17 protein-coding genes are annotated in these 17,369 nt (G+C 71.4%); 9 read left to right on the top strand and 8 right to left on the bottom strand.

Features of this window, described 5'->3' with window-relative positions:
- The first annotated feature begins 18 nt into the window (after positions 1 to 18).
- The 4 genes from IE311_RS27755 (at position 19) to IE311_RS27740 (ending at position 4,486) form a co-directional block, all read left to right on the top strand.
- Positions 19 to 885, top strand: a complete 867-nt coding sequence (locus IE311_RS27755; RefSeq protein ID WP_229902205.1) for a Tat pathway signal sequence domain protein — start codon at positions 19 to 21, stop codon at positions 883 to 885.
- Between the two features lie 54 nt (positions 886 to 939).
- The gene (locus IE311_RS27750; RefSeq protein WP_189834568.1) at positions 940 to 2,277 is read left to right on the top strand and encodes a copper amine oxidase; all 1,338 of its coding nucleotides are present in this window, start codon (positions 940 to 942) and stop codon (positions 2,275 to 2,277) included.
- A gap of 110 nt (positions 2,278 to 2,387) precedes the next feature.
- Positions 2,388 to 3,671 (top strand): SAV2148 family HEPN domain-containing protein, encoded by a 1,284-nt coding sequence (locus IE311_RS27745; RefSeq protein WP_189834567.1) that lies wholly within the window; start codon positions 2,388 to 2,390, stop codon positions 3,669 to 3,671.
- An 86-nt stretch (positions 3,672 to 3,757) separates the two neighbouring features.
- Entirely contained in the window at positions 3,758 to 4,486 is a 729-nt protein-coding gene (locus tag IE311_RS27740) for a 3'-5' exonuclease (protein ID WP_189834566.1), read from the top strand.
- A 31-nt stretch (positions 4,487 to 4,517) separates the two neighbouring features.
- Here the strand turns inward: IE311_RS27740 and IE311_RS27735 are convergent, their stop codons facing one another.
- Both IE311_RS27735 and IE311_RS27730 read right to left on the bottom strand, forming a co-directional pair.
- The gene (locus IE311_RS27735) at positions 4,518 to 5,336 is read right to left on the bottom strand and encodes an alpha/beta fold hydrolase (RefSeq protein ID WP_229902204.1); all 819 of its coding nucleotides are present in this window, start codon (positions 5,334 to 5,336) and stop codon (positions 4,518 to 4,520) included.
- A 52-nt stretch (positions 5,337 to 5,388) separates the two neighbouring features.
- Entirely contained in the window at positions 5,389 to 6,246 is an 858-nt protein-coding gene (locus IE311_RS27730; RefSeq protein WP_189834564.1) for a phosphotransferase, read from the bottom strand.
- A 142-nt stretch (positions 6,247 to 6,388) separates the two neighbouring features.
- Here IE311_RS27730 and IE311_RS27725 point away from each other — a divergent pair, with 142 nt between their 5' ends.
- The 5 genes from IE311_RS27725 to IE311_RS27705 all read left to right on the top strand — a co-directional run bounded on the left by IE311_RS27725 (position 6,389) and on the right by IE311_RS27705 (position 10,886).
- Positions 6,389 to 7,336: a carbohydrate ABC transporter permease gene (locus IE311_RS27725; protein WP_373313993.1), complete on the top strand. Its 948-nt coding sequence runs from the start codon at positions 6,389 to 6,391 to the stop codon at positions 7,334 to 7,336.
- Positions 7,333 to 8,175, top strand: a complete 843-nt coding sequence (locus tag IE311_RS27720) for a carbohydrate ABC transporter permease (RefSeq protein WP_189834562.1) — start codon at positions 7,333 to 7,335, stop codon at positions 8,173 to 8,175. Before IE311_RS27725 ends, IE311_RS27720 begins: the two co-directional genes overlap by 4 nt.
- Positions 8,172 to 9,467, top strand: coding sequence for an ABC transporter substrate-binding protein (locus IE311_RS27715; RefSeq protein WP_189834561.1), 1,296 nt, complete (start codon positions 8,172 to 8,174; stop codon positions 9,465 to 9,467). The genes IE311_RS27720 and IE311_RS27715 overlap by 4 nt, the downstream gene beginning before the upstream one ends.
- 151 nt (positions 9,468 to 9,618) lie before the next feature.
- On the top strand, positions 9,619 to 10,173 hold the full coding sequence (locus IE311_RS27710; protein WP_189834560.1) for a DUF1697 domain-containing protein: 555 nt from the start codon (positions 9,619 to 9,621) through the stop codon (positions 10,171 to 10,173).
- 74 nt (positions 10,174 to 10,247) lie between these two features.
- Positions 10,248 to 10,886, top strand: a complete 639-nt coding sequence (locus IE311_RS27705; RefSeq protein WP_189834559.1) for a mycothiol-dependent nitroreductase Rv2466c family protein — start codon at positions 10,248 to 10,250, stop codon at positions 10,884 to 10,886.
- Positions 10,887 to 11,006: 120 nt separating this feature from the next.
- Here the strand turns inward: IE311_RS27705 and IE311_RS27700 are convergent, their stop codons facing one another.
- The 6 genes from IE311_RS27700 to IE311_RS27675 all read right to left on the bottom strand — a co-directional run bounded on the left by IE311_RS27700 (position 11,007) and on the right by IE311_RS27675 (position 17,367).
- Positions 11,007 to 11,897: a D-alanyl-D-alanine carboxypeptidase family protein gene (locus IE311_RS27700; protein WP_229902203.1), complete on the bottom strand. Its 891-nt coding sequence runs from the start codon at positions 11,895 to 11,897 to the stop codon at positions 11,007 to 11,009.
- Between the two features lie 302 nt (positions 11,898 to 12,199).
- A complete protein-coding gene (locus IE311_RS27695; RefSeq protein ID WP_189834558.1) occupies positions 12,200 to 12,943 on the bottom strand; it encodes a sirohydrochlorin chelatase in 744 nt (247 codons plus the stop codon).
- A gap of 11 nt (positions 12,944 to 12,954) precedes the next feature.
- Positions 12,955 to 13,842 (bottom strand): ABC transporter permease, encoded by an 888-nt coding sequence (locus IE311_RS27690; RefSeq protein WP_189834557.1) that lies wholly within the window; start codon positions 13,840 to 13,842, stop codon positions 12,955 to 12,957.
- A complete protein-coding gene (locus tag IE311_RS27685; RefSeq protein ID WP_189834556.1) occupies positions 13,829 to 14,623 on the bottom strand; it encodes an ABC transporter ATP-binding protein in 795 nt (264 codons plus the stop codon). The genes IE311_RS27690 and IE311_RS27685 overlap by 14 nt, the downstream gene beginning before the upstream one ends.
- Positions 14,624 to 14,676: 53 nt before the next feature.
- Positions 14,677 to 15,813, bottom strand: coding sequence for an aliphatic sulfonate ABC transporter substrate-binding protein (locus tag IE311_RS27680; protein ID WP_189834555.1), 1,137 nt, complete (start codon positions 15,811 to 15,813; stop codon positions 14,677 to 14,679).
- Positions 15,814 to 16,026: 213 nt separating this feature from the next.
- The gene (locus tag IE311_RS27675) at positions 16,027 to 17,367 is read right to left on the bottom strand and encodes a sulfate adenylyltransferase subunit 1 (RefSeq protein ID WP_189834554.1); all 1,341 of its coding nucleotides are present in this window, start codon (positions 17,365 to 17,367) and stop codon (positions 16,027 to 16,029) included.
- Between the last annotated feature and the right edge of the window lie 2 nt (positions 17,368 to 17,369).

The following is a 17,369-nucleotide window of genomic DNA, read 5'->3' as shown; positions in this document are numbered from 1 at the left end:
GGGGAAAGAGGGGGAAGTGTGTACGAAATAGCGCGCCGCCACCTGGGGAAGGTGGTGGCCGGAGCGGCCATGGCGGTGACGGGAACCGCCGTCGCGGTCGCGATCGGTCTGCCGGGCTCCGCGGGGGCGGACGACACGCCCGGCGGCCGCGGCGCCCTCGGGGCGGGGGCGGCCGGAACCGCCGCCGGCACGTCCGGCGCCGCCGGCTCCTCGTCCGGCCTCCAGGGCGGCGAGGGCGGCGAGGGGACGCAGGCCGTGGGCACCGCGCCGCCGCCCGCGACCGTGGCGCCCGCCGCGGCCGAGGGGAAGAAGGGCGTCGGCAGCGACCCGCTCACCGACGACGAGCTCTCCCGGGCCGGGACCCTGGCGCTGACCCCGCCCGGCGCCGCCGCCCAGCAGAACGTCGAGGGCGGCCGGGGACCCCAGCACCTGGGCACCGACCTCGCCGACCCGCTGCCCGGCGACGGGACGCGCCGCGCCGAGGTCCGCCTCTACGACTACGGGCGCGACGAGCTCATCACCCGGACCGTCAACCTCGACACGGGGAAGGTCGAGAAGTCCGCCTCCCAGCGCGGGGTCCAGCCCTCCGCCCACCCCGAGGAGCTGCGCGAGGCCCTGGAGCTGATCCTCGCGAGCCCGCTCGGCAAGGGCGTCAAGGAGGACTACGAGGACGCCACCGGCAAGGCGCTCACCTCCACCACCCAGCTGTGGTTCAACGGCGACCTCTACCGCACCTACCGCGAGGCGAACGTGCCCGCGCAGCTCTCCCGCTGCGGGGAGCACCGGTGCGTCCGACTGGTCACGAAGGTCCTCAACGGGGCCTGGATCGACACCCGGAACCTGATCGTCGACCTCTCCGCGAGGACCGTCACCCGCGTCGGCTGACCGCCGCCGCCACCGGTCCTTCCGCCGCATCTCCGTACGAGGGAGTACGTTCCCATGTCCACCCAGCGAAACCGGCGCACCCGCAGGCGGGGCGCCGTCCTGACCGCGGCCGCCCTGCTCGGCACCGCCACGGCCGCCGCCGGGCCCGTCGCCGGCGCCACCGCCGCCCCCTCCGTGCCCCGCCCGCCCGGCCCGACGCGCCCCGCCGGACCGACCGAGGCCGACTGCTCCGCCGCCTACCGCATCACGCAGAAGCTCGACGGCGGCGCCGTCTGGCGCATGTGCTGGCGCTACGACACCGCCGCCGGGCTCACCCTCGACCGGGTCACCTACCAGCCGCCCGGCGCCACCGCGCCGATCAAGGTCCTCGCCAGCGCCCGGCTCGCCCAGATCCACGTGCCGTACGACGACGGCGCCGCCGAGTACGACGACCTCACCGGCGCGGGCTTCGGCTGGGGGCTGCAGAACCTCAAGCCGGCCGAGTGCCCCGGCGGCACCCTGACCACCGTCAAGGTGCCCGAGGTCGGCCAGTTCAAGGGCCTGTGCACCACCACCCGGGCGCGTGGCCACGCGTACCGCATGGCCAGCGACGGCGGCACCAAGGTCTGGCAGGCCCAGGCCAAGGACCTGCTCGTCTACACCGTGAACAAGGTCGGCTGGTACGAGTACATCTCCGAGTGGCGGTTCTCCGCCGACGGCACGATCGGCGCCAACGTCGGTGCCACCGGCAGCCTCTCGCCCGTCGACTACAACGCCACCGACGGCCGCGGCTGGCCCATCGGCAAGGGCGCCCGCTCCTACGCCACCAGCCACGCCCACAACGTCTTCTGGAAGCTCGACTTCGGTCTCGACGGCTCCACCAAGGACCGGATCGAGCAGTTCGACTCCACCGTCACCGCGCCCCCCGCGAGCGGCGGCGGACCGACCGTGAAGACCAAGCGCACCGTCGTCACCAAGGAACTCGCCGGGGACGCCAAGAACATGCGCTGGTGGCGGGTGGTCAGCGGCACCGGCAAGAACGCCGACGGCCACGCCCGCTCGTACGAGATCGTCCCCGGCCACACCGACACCCACGCCGGGCGCGGCTTCACCAAGCACGACGTGTACTTCACCCAGGCGCGGGCCTGTGAGAAGTTCGCCAGCAACAACATCGGCAACTGCGGGGCCAACGCCGGTGACAGCGTGGACAAATGGGTCAACGGGGAGACTCTGACCAAACCGTCCGTCTGGGTCAACATCGGGTTCCACCACGTCGCCCGGGACGAGGACCAGCAGCCGATGCCGGTCCACTGGCAGGGCTTCCAGCTCGCGCCCCGGGACGTAACCGCTATGAATCCGCTCACTCCGGCTGATCTCGCCTCCCAGAACGGGCAGCCCGTTCTGGGTAGTTGAACAAGCAGCCTGACGATCCTGCTGCACCGCCTCCCGCTCGCGGAGTACCCTTCCTTGATCGTTGTCGGACCGGTCGACACGGGCGTCCAGGAGCAGAAGGCGGTGCGCGGGTGAGCTCGGGAGGTCTGGAGCTGCCCCCAGGTGATTCGGGTCGCGAGGGGGGCTCCGCCGAGCCCGCGGAGGCGTCGCCCGGCCCGGTCGCGTCACCGGGTGCCGTGCCGCCGGGGACGGTCACCGTCGCCCGGCCGGTGGAGATAGGGGCGGAGCTCGACTGGGACGCCGAGGACTGGGGCGAGGTCCGCACCCGCGCCCAGCGCGCCGGGCGGGCCTACATCTGGCTGAACCTCGTCGAGCAGCGGCTGCGCGCCGTGGTCGCCGCCGTCCTGCGGCCCGTGTACGAACCCGTGCACGGCGAGGAGTGGGTGGTGGCCGCGGCCGGCCCGGCGGGCCAGGAGTGGGTGCAGCGGGCCGTCGCCGTGCGCGAGGTCTCGCGGCGCAAGGGCTATCTCCTCGACCCGGCCGACGACAACGTCCTCAGCTTCCTCACCCTCCCGCAGCTGCGGGAGCTGATGGTGCAGCACTGGCCGTGCTTCGAGCCCTACTTCGACGACCGGCGCGAGGTCGAGCTCGCCCTCGACGAGCTGGAGGTCACGCGGAACGTGGTCTCCCGCAACAGGGCCCTCTCGCTGACCGTCCTCGCCCAGTCCGAGCGGGCCTCCGCCCGCATCCTGGAGATCCTCGGCGGCGGCGCCGGGGTGCCCTCCGCCGACCGGCTGCCCGTGGACGCGGTCGAGGACCTCGTCGGCGACCGGTACGCGGACGTGGTCTCCGTCCATCCCGACCGGGTCCGGCTCCAGCGGCAGCTGCCCGCCGAGGACCTCTTCGGCGGGGCCCGCCGCCTCGACGCCACCGGCATAGGTCTCAATCTGCTCGTGCAGAACTTCTCCGGCCGCCGCATGGTCCGGCTCGCCGAGTCCGGCTGCCGGACCCGGCTCCTCTTCCTCAATCCCGCGAGCAGCGCCGTCAAGCGCCGTGAGCGCGAACTCGGCCTGAAGAAGGGCGAGCTGAGCCGCTCGGTCGAGATGAACATCCTGCACATGCGCAGGGTCCGCTCCAAGCTCCGCGACCCGGGCGCCTTCCAGATCCACGTCTTCGACGAGACGCCCCGCTTCACCGCCTACCTGGTGGACGGCGACGGCCCGGACGGGGTCGGTGTCGTGCAGTCGTATCTGCGCCGGGCCCGGGGCATGGAGGCGCCGGTCCTCGTCCTGCGCGGCGGCGGGCGGAACGTGGTGCGGCACGGGCAGGGCATCCGTGACGGCGATCACGGACTTTTCGAGACATATCGGGAGGAATTCGAGTCCGTCTGGCTCGACTCCCGGCCCGTCTCCTGACCCCTCGCCGGGGGAGGCGAAGGCGTTGTCAGTGGTGCGTGCGAGGGTGGTCAGCACCACGGGGGAGATCACGTAAGGAGGACCCGATGGCTTGGCACGGCGAAACGCTGGTCGGCTTCGACCTGGAGACGACCGGCACCGATCCGCTGGAGGCCCGTATCGTGACGGCCTCGATCATCGAGGTCGACGGCGGGGGACACATCACACACCGGCGGGACTGGCTCGCCGACCCGGGCATCCGCATCCCGGAACAGGCCTCCGCGATCCACGGCATCAGCACCGAGCGCGCGGCAGCCGAAGGCCGGCCGGTCCGCGAGGTGGCCGACGAGATCGCGAAGGCCCTCGCCGAGTACTGGGAGGACGGCGTCCCGGTCGTGGCGTACAACGCCTCCTTCGACCTGACGCTGCTCTCCGCCGAGCTGTACCGGCACGGACTGCCCTCGCTGGGCGAGCGGCTCGGCGGCGCCCCCGTCGGGCCCGTCGTCGACCCGTACACCATCGACCGGGCCGTCGACCGCTACCGGCGCGGCAAGCGGACCCTGGAAGCGGTCTGCGGGGAGTACGGAGTCGTCCTCGAAGCCGCCCACCAGGCCGCGGCCGACGCGCTCGCCGCCGTCCGGGTCGCCGTCGCGATAGCCGAGCGGCACCGCCAGGTCGCCGAGCTCGACCCGGCCGAGCTCCACGAGCGCCAGATCGGCTGGTACCGCCTCTGGGCCGAGAACTTCCAGGACTTCCTGCGCCGCAAGGGCGACACGGAGGCGGTCGTCGACCCGGTCTGGCCGCTGCGCGGCCCGGTGGCCGCGCCCGTCGGCTAGGCCGTCTCTTCCGGATCTGGAAAGAGACGACCTAGGAGTTCTCCTTGAGGAAGGAGAGCAGCAGTTCGTTCACCCGGTCCGGCTGGTCCAGCGGGAACCAGTGGCCCGCGTCCTCCACGCGCTCGTAGCGCCAGGGACCGGCCACGTGCTCACCGGTGTCCACCATCTGGCGCTCGGAGAGGAAGCGGTCGCCGGTGGACCAGACGCCCATCGCCGGGACGGACAGCGGGGGAAGCGCCGGGGGCGCGGCCAGCTGGACCTCGATCGGCAGCCCCGCCCGGTAGATCCGGAGAGCGGCGGTCAGCGCGCCCGGAGCGCGCAACGGCTCCAGGACGGCCTCCGCCTCCGGGTGGTCGTCGAGCATCTCGCGCAGCCGCGCGAAGTCGTCGCGCGAGAGCCACTCCTCGGCGAGCCCCTCGTGCTGGAACATCGACAGGTGCCAGAGGCGCTGCCGCTGCTCCCAGCCCGCGGAGAGGATCGCCGCGAGATCGCCCACCGACATGAGGGTCACGCTCGCCACCCGGTCGGACAGGACCTGCGCGATGCCCTGCGCCAGCCCCGAGCCCCAGTCGTGGCCGACCAGATGGAAACGGTCGACCTCCAGCCGGGCGAGCAGCTCCAGCAGATCGCCCACGTGCCTGGCCGGGTCGTAGGCCTCGGGACCGCCCTCCGGACGGTCCGAGAAGCCGAATCCCCGCAGCGTCGGGGCGATCGTCATGAACCCCGCCGCGTTCAGCGCCGGGATCTGATGGCGCCACAGACGGTGGCTGTCCGGGAAACCGTGCACCAGCAGCACGGCCGGTCCCGCGCCGCTCACCTCGACGTCGAGTGCCACCTCGGACAGTTCCATCCGCATCCCAACACCCCGTTCGATCAGTCCGGTTCGGTCGGGAGCCATGATGTCAGAACGGGTACCAGCGCACCTCGGGGTCGCCGTCCCGCAGCGAGCCGACCCGCCGCTCGAACTCGGCGAGCGCCTTCGGGTTCGCCGGCGCGTGCTGCGCCACCCACGCACAGCTCGCGGTCTCCCGGGCCCCGCGCAGCACCGCGCACCCCTCCCACTCCCTGACGTCCCAGCCGTACGCCTCCGTGAAGGCCTCGTACGCGGCCGGGTCCAGGCCGTACCGGTCCCGGGAGAGGGCGAGCACCACGAGGTCGTGCTCGCGCAGATCGGAGGAGAAGGTCTCCAGGTCCACCAGGACCGGACCGTCCGGGCCGACATGGACGTTCCGGGGGAGGGCGTCCCCGTGGATCGGACCCGGCGCCAGACGCGGGGTCAGGGCGGCCGCCGCCGGGGCGAAGGCATCACGCCGCTCCCGCAGGAAGGCCGCGTCCGCCGGATCGATCGCGTCCCCCGCGAGCCGCAGCCACCGCTCCACCCCGCCGAGCAGTTCACGGCGCGGCAGCGTGAGGGCCGCCGGCTCCGGCAGGGCGTGGATCCGCCGCAGCAGCGGCGCCAGGTCACGCGGCTCCGCCGGCCGTACCGCCTCGGGCAGCCGGTGCCAGAAGGTCAGCGGATGCCCCTCGACCAGACGCGGCTTCTCCTCGGCGGCCCGCACCGCCGGCACGTCCGCGTCGGCGAGCCAGGCGGCGAGCGCCAGCTCCCGCTCGGCACGCTCGTAGACCTCCGCGTCCCGGCCCACCTTCACGGCGAGATCCCCCACGGCGAAGACCGCGTTCTCGCCGAGGGCCAGCAACCGCGCCTCCGCGACCGGCAGTCCCGCCGCTGCCAGGATCTCCCGCGCCCGCGCCTCGTCCATCGACCTCTCCCTACCTGTGCGATTGAGCCAAAGTCTCCCATCCACGCAGCTCACCGCGCGGATCGCCTTGACTGCCCCCGGGCCCGTCAGGACCATGGCGAGGTTCCCACGACGGCGGATCGGGCGGACGGGGGTCGGACCAGTGAGCTCGGTGACCGCGACGAAACGGCGGCCGGACGGGACGCGGGCACCGCGCACCACCCCCGCGAAACGCCCGCGCGGACCCGACTTCGGTGCCTGGTTCCTGGTGCTCCCCGCGCTGCTGCCGATCCTCGTCCTGAGCGTCGGCCCGCTGCTCTACGGCATCGCGCTGGCCTTCACGGACGCCCAGTCCGGCCGCACCGGCGCCACCCGCTGGGTGGGCACCCTCAACTTCCAGGACCTCCTGCACGACACCCTCTTCTGGGACTCCTTCCGCATCGGCGCGGTCTGGGCCGTCGGGGTCACCGTCCCCCAGTTCCTGCTCGCTCTCGGCCTCGCCCTCCTCCTCAACCAGCCGCTCCGCCTCCGATGGCTTGCCAGGGCCCTCGCGATCGTCCCCTGGGCGATGCCCGAGGTCGTCGTCGGCATCATGTGGCGCCTGGTCTACAACCCCGACGCCGGCATCCTCAACGAGACGATCCGCACCCTCGGCCTCGGCGAGGGCCGCGACTGGCTCTCGGGGCTCGCCACCGCCCTCCCCGCCGTCGTCGTCGTCGGCATCTGGGCCGGCATGCCGCAGACCACCGTCGCCCTCCTCGCCGGACTCCAGAACACCCCGCGCGAGCTCCACGAGGCCGCGGCCCTCGACGGCGCCGGAGCCTGGCGCCGCTTCCGCACCGTCACCTGGCCCGCGCTCCGACCGGTGGCCCTCGCCATCACCGCGCTCAACCTCATCTGGAACTTCAACTCCTTCGCCCTGGTCTATGTGCTGACCAGCGGCGGACCGGGCGGCCGGACCCGGCTCCCCATGCTCTTCGCCTACGAAGAGGCCTTCCGCTACGGACAGTTCGGCTACGCCGCCGCGATGGGCTGTGTGATGATCGCCGCCGTCTCGGTGCTCATCGCCCTCTCCCTCGTACGAAGGCTGAAAGGGGACCAGGACCGGTGAGCGCCCTCCGGACGAGCGGACCCGCGCGGATCGGCCAGTACCTGGCCCTCCTCGCCTATCTGGTCTTCCTCGCCCTCCCCTTCCTCTGGCTGGTCTCCACCGCCTTCAAGCCCGCCCCCGAGCTGGCCTCGCTGCACCCCACCTGGATCCCGCGGGACCCCACGCTCGACAACTTCCGGCAGGCCTTCGCCGAACAGCCACTGCTCCGGGCCGCCGCCAACAGCCTGGTCGCCGCGGTCGCCGCCGCCCTGATCGCGGTGGCCGTCGCCACCCCGCTCGCCTATGTGACGGCCCGCCACCGGGGCCGGCTCGCCGGCGCGGCCACCGGCTGGGTGGTGATCAGTCAGGCCTTCCCCTTCGTCCTGGTGATCATCCCGCTCTTCCTGATCCTCAAGAACCTGCACCTCGTCAACAGCGTGGCCGGGCTCGTCCTCGTCTACGTGGTCTGGTCGCTGCCCTTCGCCCTCTGGATGCTCATGGGATACGTCCGCGCCGTCCCCGCCGAACTGGAGGAGGCCGCCGCCGTCGACGGCGCGGGCCGGCTCCGTACCCTCGTCTCCGTCACCGCCCCGCTGCTCGCCCCGGGCATCGTCGCCACCGCACTCTTCGCCTTCGTCACCGCGTGGAACGAGTTCTTCTTCGCGCTCGTCCTGCTCAAGACCCCGGAGAAGCAGACCCTGCCCGTGGTCCTCACCCACTTCCTCGGCGCCGAGGGCGTCGCCGACCTCGGCCCGCTGGCCGCGGCCGCCTTCCTCGCCACCCTGCCGTCCCTCGTCGTCTTCGCCGTCCTCCAGAGACGGATCACCGGCGGGATGCTGGCCGGGGCGGTGAAGTCATGAGACGACGCGTCCTCCCCCTCACCGCCGTCCTCGCCCTGCTCCTCACCGGATGCACCGCCGGGAACGAGGCGCCGGACGACGGGGTGGTACGGCTCCGATTCCAGTCCCTGGCCTGGCAGAAGGAGTCCGTCGACGCCAACCGGCAGCTGGTCGACGAATGGAACGCCGCCCACCCCGACATCCGGATCGACTACGTCCAGGGCAGTTGGGACTCCGTCCACGACCAGCTGCTCACCTCCTTCGAGGGCGGCGAGGCGCCCGACATCATCCACGACGCCTCCGACGACCTGGCCGACTTCGCCCACGGCGGCGACCTCGCCGACCTCCGCCCCCTGCTGCCCGAACGGCTCCGCGCCGACATCCCCGCCGCCGGCTGGCGGACCACCACCTTCGGCGAGGGGATCTACGGCGTGCCGTTCCTCCAGGAACCGCGCGTGATCATCGCCAACCGGAAGATCCTCGACTCCTCCGGCGTCCGCGTCCCCACCCCGTCGAAGCCCTGGACTTGGGCGGAGTTCCGGCAGATCACCCAGGACCTCACCCGAAGCATGGGACCCGGCCGGTACGCCGTCGCCTGGCCCCTCAAGGAACCCGTCTCCGTGAGCCTCAACCTCGGGCTCTCCGCCGGCGGCCGGCTCTTCCACCGGGAGGCCGACGGCCGGGTCACCGTCCGCTTCACCGAGGCCGACGCCGTCGTCCCCGGCACCGTTCACGACCAGGTCGTCAACGACCGCACGGCCCCGCGCACCACGCTCGGCAGCGGCGGCTCCGACACGCTGCCCGGCTTCTTCGCCGGCAAGTACGCCATGGTTCCGCTCGGCTTCGCCTACCGGCAGCAGATCGCGCAGCAGGCACCCGAGGGATTCGAGTGGACGGTGCTGCCCGCCCCCGCCGGGAGCGCCGGACTCACCCAGGGCGTCTCCCCGCAGACGCTGTCGATCTCCGAGGACAGCCCGCACAAGAAGGAGGCGATGGCGTTCCTCGACTTCTTCCTGCGCCCGGAGAACATGGTGCGGCTCGCGCGCGGTGACTGGATGCTGCCCACCGGGACGGCCGCGCTCGCCGACCCCTCCCTGCGCACCGCCCGGGACGGCTGGGCGACCGGCGCCGCGGTGGCCGAGAAGCTGCGCCCGGCGCCCGCCCAGTCGGTACGGGGATACCCGGAGTGGAAGGACAAGGTGGCGACACCGGCCTTCCAGGAGTACTACAGCGGCGCGATCGACGCGGCCGAACTGCGCCGCAGGCTGGTCGAGGACGGCAACCGGGTCCTCGCCCGCTATCAGCGCAAATGAACCGCTCGTGAGGGGTTCGCCATTACGAAACATTGTTGAATAAGTCACAGATGGATGAAGGGGCTTCTCGCGGCTCCCCTGATCGGACAGTGTTCGAACCGGCCACCGCGCCGCCCCCCACGAGGCGCGGTGGCCCGCCTACTCTGAGCCCATGACGCAGACATACGCGCTCCTGCTGCGCGGCATCAATGTGAGCGGCCACCGGAAGGTTCCCATGGCGGAGCTCCGTTCCGTCCTCGAGGGCCTCGGGCACCAGGACGTCCGCACCTATCTGCAGAGCGGCAACGCCGTCTTCACCACCGACTCCGCCGCCTCCGCCGACACGCTCACCACCGCGATCGAGGGCGCGATCGAGGGGCACTTCGGCTTCCGCGTCGACTGCCTCGTCCGCGACGCCGACTACCTGGCCGCGGTGGCCGAGGCCTGCCCCTTCCCGGCGGCCGAACTGGAGGGCAAGCAGCTCCACGCCCTCTATCTCTCCGGTCCCGCCGACGCCGAGCGCTTCGCCGCGATCGACCGGGAGACCCATCTCCCCGAGGAATTCGCCCTCGGCGACCGGGTCGTCTACCTCTACGTCCCCGAAGGGCTGGGCAGGTCCCGGCTGGCCGAGGTCCTCGCCCGGCCGTCCGTCGTCAAGGGGCTGGTGGTCACCGCCCGCAACTGGAACACGGTCGCCAAGCTGGTGGAGATGACACGCGAGGACTGAGAGGGGAAGTGGCCCACTTCAATGGCTGTCGATTGGACCATGGGGACAGGCCACTCGCTGGCTAGATTCGATGCATGACGACCACCGAGATCCAGCCGCCGACCTCGTCCCGCCCCACCGTCGACTTCTACTTCGACCCCGCCTGCCCCTTCGCCTGGATCACCTCCCGATGGATCCTGGAGGTCGAGCGCGAACGGGACATCGACCTCCGCTTCAAGGTCATGAGTCTGTACCTGCACAACGAGGGCAACACCCTGCCCGACTGGTACCGGGAACTCGTCGACGCCTCCATCGGCCCCGTCAGAGTCGCGGCGGCGGCCGCCGCACAGCACGGCGAGGAGATCCTGCGCCCGCTCTACACCGCGTACGGAACCCGTATCCACGAGAAGAAGCAGACGGACTTCGACGCGGTCGTCGCCGAGTCGCTCACCGAACTCGGCCTTCCCGCCGAGCTGGCCGAGGCCGCCCACGACCCCGCGTACGACGAGGTCGTGCGCCGCAGCCACGACGCGGGCAAGGACCCCGAGGCCGGGGCGTACGTCGGCACCCCGACGATCCATGTCGACGGCACCGTCTGGTTCGGCCCGGTCCTGCGTGCCGTCCCGCGCGGCGAGCGCGCGGCCGAACTCTTCGACAGCTTCCGCGTCCTGGCCGGCCACCCGGACCTCTTCGAGCTCAAGCGCACCCGCACGGGCGGCCTCGACTTCGGCTAGACACGGCCTAGGGCCGGGTGTCCGCACACCCGGAGGGGGTGCGGTGCGGGGGCTGCCTCCCGGCGAGCGGGAGGCAGCCGGGGGCGGCCCCGGCACCGTGGTGGGCCGGGGGCCGCCGCATCACCGGCGGAAGCCGTAGTCCAGCAGCTTCTTCACGTCGGCGGCCCTGTTCGTCTCGTTCGTCGAGGCGAGCACGGTGCCGATGACCGTCTTGCCGTTGCGGGTGGCCGCGAAGACCAGGCAGTACTTGGCCTGCGGGCCGGAGCCGGTCTTCACCCCGATCGCACCGCTGTAGGTGCTCAGGAGCTTGTTCGTGTTGGTCCACGACATGTACCGGTAACCGCCGGACCTCGTGGTCACCTTCTGCTTCGTGGACTTCGTCGCGACCACGGTGCGGAACGTGGAGTTCTTCATCGCACTGCTCGCGAGCTTGGTCAGATCGCGAGGAGTCGAGTAGTTGCTCCCATTGCTTATTCCGTCGAACGAGTCGAAGTGGGTGTTCCGCATGCCGAGGTTCCTGGCCTCGGTGTTCATCTTCCCGATGAACGACTTGATGCGGGCCGCCCGCGTCGTGCCGGTGCCGAACTTGTCGGCCAGGGCGTAGGCCGCGTCACAGCCCGACGGCAGCATCAGGCCGTACAGGAGCTGTCGGACCGTCACCTTGTCGCCGACGATGAGCCGGGCGGACGAGGCGTTCTTGGAGACGATGTAGTCGCTGTACGCCTTGTCGACGGTGACCTTGGCGTCCAGGTTCAGCCCTCGCTGGGCCAGCACCACCTTCGCGGTCATGATCTTGGTGGTCGAGCCGGTGGACCGGCGGGTGTCCGCGGCCTTCCCGAACAGCGTCGCGCCCGTCCCGTTGTTCATGACGAAACCGCCGGCGGCGGTGATCGACGGCGCGGGCGGCGGCGCGGCGTACGCCTGGCCGGCGAAGACGCCGCCGGCCAGTACGGCCGAGGCCGTGATCGTGACCGTCAGGGCGCTGCGTACGCCGAGTCTCGAAGTGATCAAAGTCTTCTGCCCTTGGTAGAAACCGATGTCTTCCGGGTCCGCAACGGCCCGGCGCACAGAAGACGCACGAGAGGGCCCCAAGGATGTACGGACGGGCCAAGAATTTTCGCGCACCACCCGGGTCGCGAAACCTCAGGACCACCCGCCGGCCGCTCCGTGGCGTCGACGGTATGAACGAGACGCGGACCACCGAGGGTTATCGGCTGTACGAGGGCTTTCGCCGCGGCTGCCGTCGCCGTGTCCGACGACGCCCCGGAAGATCCGGAAGATCCGGAAGGTGCGGAAGAAGCGGAAGGAACGGCCTAGGCGGAGTGGGCCACGACGACACGGCTCGCGAGGGCCCCGTCGTAGCGCTCCAGGAGCAGCCGGGCCAGCTCGGGGGAGGGGCCGAGGACGTCCGCCAGGACATCCGCGTCCGCCGCGCCCGCCGCGATGCGGTCCGGGAGGCGGCCGGGGGCGATCACGTACGGGGCGACGGCCACCCGCCGGACGCCCGCGTCGCCGCGCAGGGCGCGTACGGCGTCCTCCGTACGCGGAAGAGATGCGGAGGCGAACGCGGGCCGCACGGAGCACCAACCGGTGCGCCGCAGCTCCCGCGCCGTTTCTGCGATCACCGCGATCGCCTCCGGGTCCGTGGAGCCCGCCGAGGCCAGAACGACCCCGGTCGTGCTCTTGTCGCCGGGCGTGAGCCCGGCCTCGTACAGCCGCCGCTCCACCGCCGCGATCAGCAGCGGGGAGGGGCCGAGGACCTCCGCCTGGTGGATCCGCAGCGACGGAGGCGCCTGGCGCAGGACGGCGGGCACGTCGGCCTTCGCGTGGAAGGCCCGGGTCAGCAGCAGCGGAAGCGCGACCACGTCCCGTGTCCCCTCGGCGGCGAGCCGGTCGAGCACCCCCGTCACCGAGGGCAGGTTGAAGTCCAGGAACGCCGTCTCCACGCGCACCCCCGGCCGCAGCGCGCCGGCCCGGCGCACCAGCGCCTGGACGGTCGCCGCGTGCCGCGGGTCGCGGCTGCCGTGGGCGATGACGAGGAGCACAGGTCGGTTCATGGTCGGTCGGCTCACTTCACCAGCAGGCCGCGGCTGCGGAGCACCCAGCGCTCCAGCGGGCTGAAGATCAGCAGGTCGATCGCGATGCCGACGACCAGGATCAGCAGGATCGCCAGGAACACGCCGGGCAGATCGATGTTGTTCCGGCCGTTCTCCAGCAACTGCCCCAGACCCAGACCCAGATCCGGGGAGGAGGCGATGATCTCGGCGGCCATCAGCGAGCGCCAGGAGAACGCCCAGCCCTGCTTCAGGCCGGCCAGGTAGCCGGGCAGCGCGGCCGGGAGGACCACGTGCCAGGTGCCCTTGAGGCCGGTGGCGCCCATGGTGCGGCCGGCCCGCAGGAAGAGCGGCGGGACCTGGTCGACACCGGAGACCAGACCGTTGGCGATGGACGGGACGGCGCCCAGCAGGATCACCGTGAACATCATCGCGTCGTTCAGGCCGAACCAGAGCACGGCCGGCGGCACCCACGCCACCGAGGGCAGCGACTGCAGACCCGACAGGATCGGGCCGATCGCGGCGCGCACGAACTTCACCCGGGCGACCAGCAGGCCCAGCGGGGTGCCGATGGCGAGGGCCAGCAGGAAGCCGGCCAGACCCCGGGACACGCTGGTCCAGACGACCTCCAGCAGGGTGCCCTGGAGCCACATGTCGACCAGGCCGTCCCACACCGCGGACGGTGCGGGCAGCTTGGTCTCCTCGGTGATCTTCGCGGAGACGAGGATCTGCCAGACCGCGAGGACCAGGGCGACGGCGATGGTGGGCGGGAGGACCTTCTTGAGCAGGACCTCCCGGACCGGGGTGCGGCGGATCTCGACCGCGTCCAGGGCGTCGAGTCCGGCCTCCAGACCGGCGAGGTCGTCCTTCTTGACCGTCGCTGCGGTGTCAGTGCTGGCCATGGCGGCGGATCTCCCCACGCAGGTGTTCAGTGATCTCAAGGGACAGCTCGGCCACGTCCGCGTCCTCGATGCGGCGCGGCTGCTCGATGCCCACGGTCCACTCCTTCGCCACCCGGCCGGGACGGGAGGAGAGGAGGACGACCCGCTGCGCGAGGCGCACGGCCTCCCGCACGTTGTGGGTGACGAAGAGGACCGAGAGGTTGGTCTCTTCCCAGATGCGGGTGAGCTCGCCGTGCAGCACGTCACGGGTGATGGCGTCCAGGGCCGCGAACGGCTCGTCCATCAGCAGCAGCTGGCTGTCCTGGGCCAGCGCCCTGGCCAGGGCCACGCGCTGCCGCATACCGCCGGACAGCTCGTGCACCCGCTTGCCGTACGCGCCGCCGAGCCGGACGAGTTCGAGCAGCCGCTCGGCCTCAGGCCTGCGCTCGGACTTGGCCACCCCGCGCAGACGCAGGGCGAGTTCGATGTTCTTGCCCGCGGTCAGCCACGGGAAGAGGGCGTGCTCCTGGAACATCAGGGCCGGCCGGCCGCCCGGGGTCTCGATGGACCCCTGGGTCGGCCGGTCGAGTCCCGCGACCAGGTTCAGCAGGGTGGACTTACCGCACCCCGATGCCCCCAGGATGGTGACGAACTCGCCGGGAGCGACGTCGAGACTGACGTCGTCCAGGACGAGTTGGGTACCGGCCGGGCCGGAGAAGGACTTCGAGACGTGCTCGATCCGGGCGGCGTGCGTCTGCTCCGCTACGGTGCCCTCGGCAGCCTTGGCGAACGTCGTGGCCATGGTCGTCACCTCCTGGGGTTACGGATTCGCGGTCTGTGAGCTGCTCGGGGCGGTTACTTGACGCCGAGACCGGCGTCGGAGACCTCGGGCTTGCCCGCGGCCTTCAGCACCTTGTTGAGGAGCTTCAGGTCGTAGATGCCGGCCAGGTCGGGCTGCTTGATGAGCTCGGCCTTGACCGCCCACTCGGACTGGGTCTTCAGCGTCGCGGCCAGCGGGTCGTTCGTGATCGCGATGCTCGGCCACGCCGGGTCGATGACCTTGGCGTCCAGGGCCTTGCCGCCGAGCGCCTTCAGCGCCTCGTTGGCGGACGCCTTCGCCTTGTCCGGGTTGGCGTTGATCCACTCGTTGGTCTTCACCGTGCCCGTCAGCACGGCCTCGACCACGTCCGGGTGCTCCGCGAGGAACTTCTGCGACACGATCACGTTCGTGATGACGAACTTCTTGTCGGGCCACAGGGAGGTCTCGTCCAGGAGGACCGAGCCGCCCTGGGCGACCAGCTTCGAGGCGGTCGGCTCGGGAACCCAGGCGCCGTCGATGGAGCCGGACTTGAAGGCGTCCGGGGTGACCTTGTTGTCCGTGCGGACGACGGAGACGTCACCCTTGCCGGACTCCGGGTCGACCTTCCAGCCCTTCTCGGCGATCCAGTTGAGGAGCGCCACGTCCTGGGTGTTGCCCTTCTGCGGGGTGGCGATCCGCTTGCCCTTGAGGTCGTCCAGGGTCTTGATCTTGTCCGGGTTCACGACCAGCTTCACGCCGCCGGAGGCGGAGCCGGAGATGATCCGCAGGTTCTTGCCCTTGGACTTGACGTAGGCGTTGATGGACGGCGAGGGGCCGATGAAGCCGATGTCGAGGGAGCCGCCGTTGAGCGCCTCGATCTCGGACGGGCCGGCGTTGAAGGTCTGCGGCTTCAACGTGGTGCCGCCCAGCTCCTTCTGGATCAGGCCGTCCTTGACGCCGATGAGGGCGGTGGCGTGGGTCAGGTTCGGGAAGTAGCCGACCCGGACCTCGTCGGCGGAGAGCTTCTTGGCGTCGGCCGCGACCGGGGCCTTCTTGTCCGCGGACTCGTCCTTCGCGTTGGAGCCGTAGCCGCACGAGGCGAGGGCACCGACCAGGAGGGGCAGCGCGGCGGCGGCGACGATGCTGCGGCGCACGGTGTTACGGGTGGTGCGGGAATTTCCGTTGGCAGACACGGGAGGCTTTCCTCTCGGTACGTGGTCTCATGACGCACGTCTTCGGCGGTGGTGCTGGGGCAGGTACAGCTCGTGGGGGGTGTGGGCGCGCATGCGGTGCGCGTACGTCATCGCGCACATCGCGCCACCCCTCCCTGGCCACTGCCGAGGGTGCCGCTGCCTACGCGGCCACCCTCCTTCGCGAAGGTCGAGTAGATGTCGGAGAGCATGATCCTAGAAGTCCCACCCTTCTTCATCCGCCTGGACGGTGGTCTCGGCCCTGGAGGCGAAGGACTCGCCCGCCATGCCCGCCGCCAGGGTGGTGCCGTCCGCCGGGTCGATCAGCAGGAACGAACCGGTACGGCGCGAGTCCGCGTACGCGTCGAGCGCGAGCGGCTCGGCCGTGCGCACCACGACACGGCCGATGTCGTTGGCGACCAGCTGACCCGGGTTCGGGTGCTGGGAGAGGTCGTCCAGGGTGAGCCGCGAGGGGATCTCCCTGACGATCGCCTTGACCGTGCGGGTCGTGTGCTTGAGCAGCACCCGCTGCCCGACGGAGAGGGCCCGGTCCGCCACGTGGCAGACGGTCGCCTCGATGTCCTGCGTGGTCGCCGGGGCGTCACCGCTCGGGGCGAGCAGGTCGCCGCGCGAGATGTCGATGTCGTCGGCGAGCCGGATCGTCACCGACTGCGGGGCCCAGGCGATGTCCACGGACTCGCCGAGCGCGTCGATCCCGGCGATCGTGGAGGTCTTCCCCGAAGGCAGGACCGTGATCGGCTCGCCGACCCGGAAGGCACCGGCCGCGATCTGACCGGCGTAGCCCCGGTAGTCGGGGTGCTCGGCGGTCTGCGGACGGATCACGTACTGCACGGGGAAGCGCGCGTGGCAGGCCGTCAGGTCGTGGCTGACGGGGACGGTCTCCAGGTGCTCCAGCACCGTCGGGCCGCCGTACCAGTCCATGTTGGCGGAGGGCTCCACGACGTTGTCGCCGGCCAGCGCGGAGATCGGGATCGCGGTGATCTCCGGGACGCCGAGCTCGGAGGCGTACGTCGTGAACTCCTCGGCGATCGCGGCGAAGACGGGCTCCCGGTAGTCGACCAGGTCCATCTTGTTCACGGCCAGGACGACGTGCGGGACGCGCAGCAGCGCGGCGACGGCGGCGTGCCGGCGGGTCTGCTCGACCACGCCGTTGCGGGCGTCGACGAGGACCACGGCCAGCTCGGCGGTGGAGGCGCCGGTCACCATGTTCCGGGTGTACTGCACGTGCCCGGGGGTGTCGGCGAGGATGAAGCGGCGGCGGGGCGTCGCGAAGTAGCGGTAGGCCACGTCGATGGTGATGCCCTGCTCGCGCTCGGCCCGCAGCCCGTCGGTGAGGAGCGCCAGGTCGGGCGCCTCCTGCCCGCGCTTGAGGGACGCGGCCTCGACGGCCTCCAGCTGGTCGGTGAGGACCGACTTGGAGTCGTGGAGGAGCCGGCCCACCAGGGTGGACTTGCCGTCGTCGACGGAGCCGGCGGTGGCGAAGCGCAGCAGGGTCGTGGCCGCCACGTCGGCGAACTGCTCGGTGGTGCTCGTCATGG

Source organism: Streptomyces zaomyceticus, assembly GCF_014656215.1.
In the GTDB taxonomy this organism is placed as follows: domain Bacteria; phylum Actinomycetota; class Actinomycetes; order Streptomycetales; family Streptomycetaceae; genus Streptomyces; species Streptomyces zaomyceticus.
The sequence above is the reverse complement of the archived record's forward strand: the minus strand, read 5'-3'. Positions and strand labels throughout refer to the sequence as shown.

Bases quoted from the DNA above. Each gene is read 5' to 3' on its own strand.
- IE311_RS27730 (WP_189834564.1), bottom strand. From the start codon at position 6,246: ATGGACGAGGCGCGGGCGCGGGAGATCCTGGCAGCGGCGGGACTGCCG.
- IE311_RS27675 (WP_189834554.1), bottom strand. From the start codon at position 17,367: ATGACGAGCACCACCGAGCAGTTCGCCGACGTGGCGGCCACGACCCTG.
- IE311_RS27690 (WP_189834557.1), bottom strand. From the start codon at position 13,842: ATGGCCAGCACTGACACCGCAGCGACGGTCAAGAAGGACGACCTCGCC.
- IE311_RS27740 (WP_189834566.1), top strand. From the start codon at position 3,758: ATGGCTTGGCACGGCGAAACGCTGGTCGGCTTCGACCTGGAGACGACC.
- IE311_RS27750 (WP_189834568.1), top strand. From the start codon at position 940: ATGTCCACCCAGCGAAACCGGCGCACCCGCAGGCGGGGCGCCGTCCTG.
- IE311_RS27715 (WP_189834561.1), top strand. From the start codon at position 8,172: ATGAGACGACGCGTCCTCCCCCTCACCGCCGTCCTCGCCCTGCTCCTC.
- IE311_RS27735 (WP_229902204.1), bottom strand. From the start codon at position 5,336: ATGGAACTGTCCGAGGTGGCACTCGACGTCGAGGTGAGCGGCGCGGGA.
- IE311_RS27695 (WP_189834558.1), bottom strand. From the start codon at position 12,943: ATGAACCGACCTGTGCTCCTCGTCATCGCCCACGGCAGCCGCGACCCG.
- IE311_RS27685 (WP_189834556.1), bottom strand. From the start codon at position 14,623: ATGGCCACGACGTTCGCCAAGGCTGCCGAGGGCACCGTAGCGGAGCAG.
- IE311_RS27705 (WP_189834559.1), top strand. From the start codon at position 10,248: ATGACGACCACCGAGATCCAGCCGCCGACCTCGTCCCGCCCCACCGTC.
- IE311_RS27710 (WP_189834560.1), top strand. From the start codon at position 9,619: ATGACGCAGACATACGCGCTCCTGCTGCGCGGCATCAATGTGAGCGGC.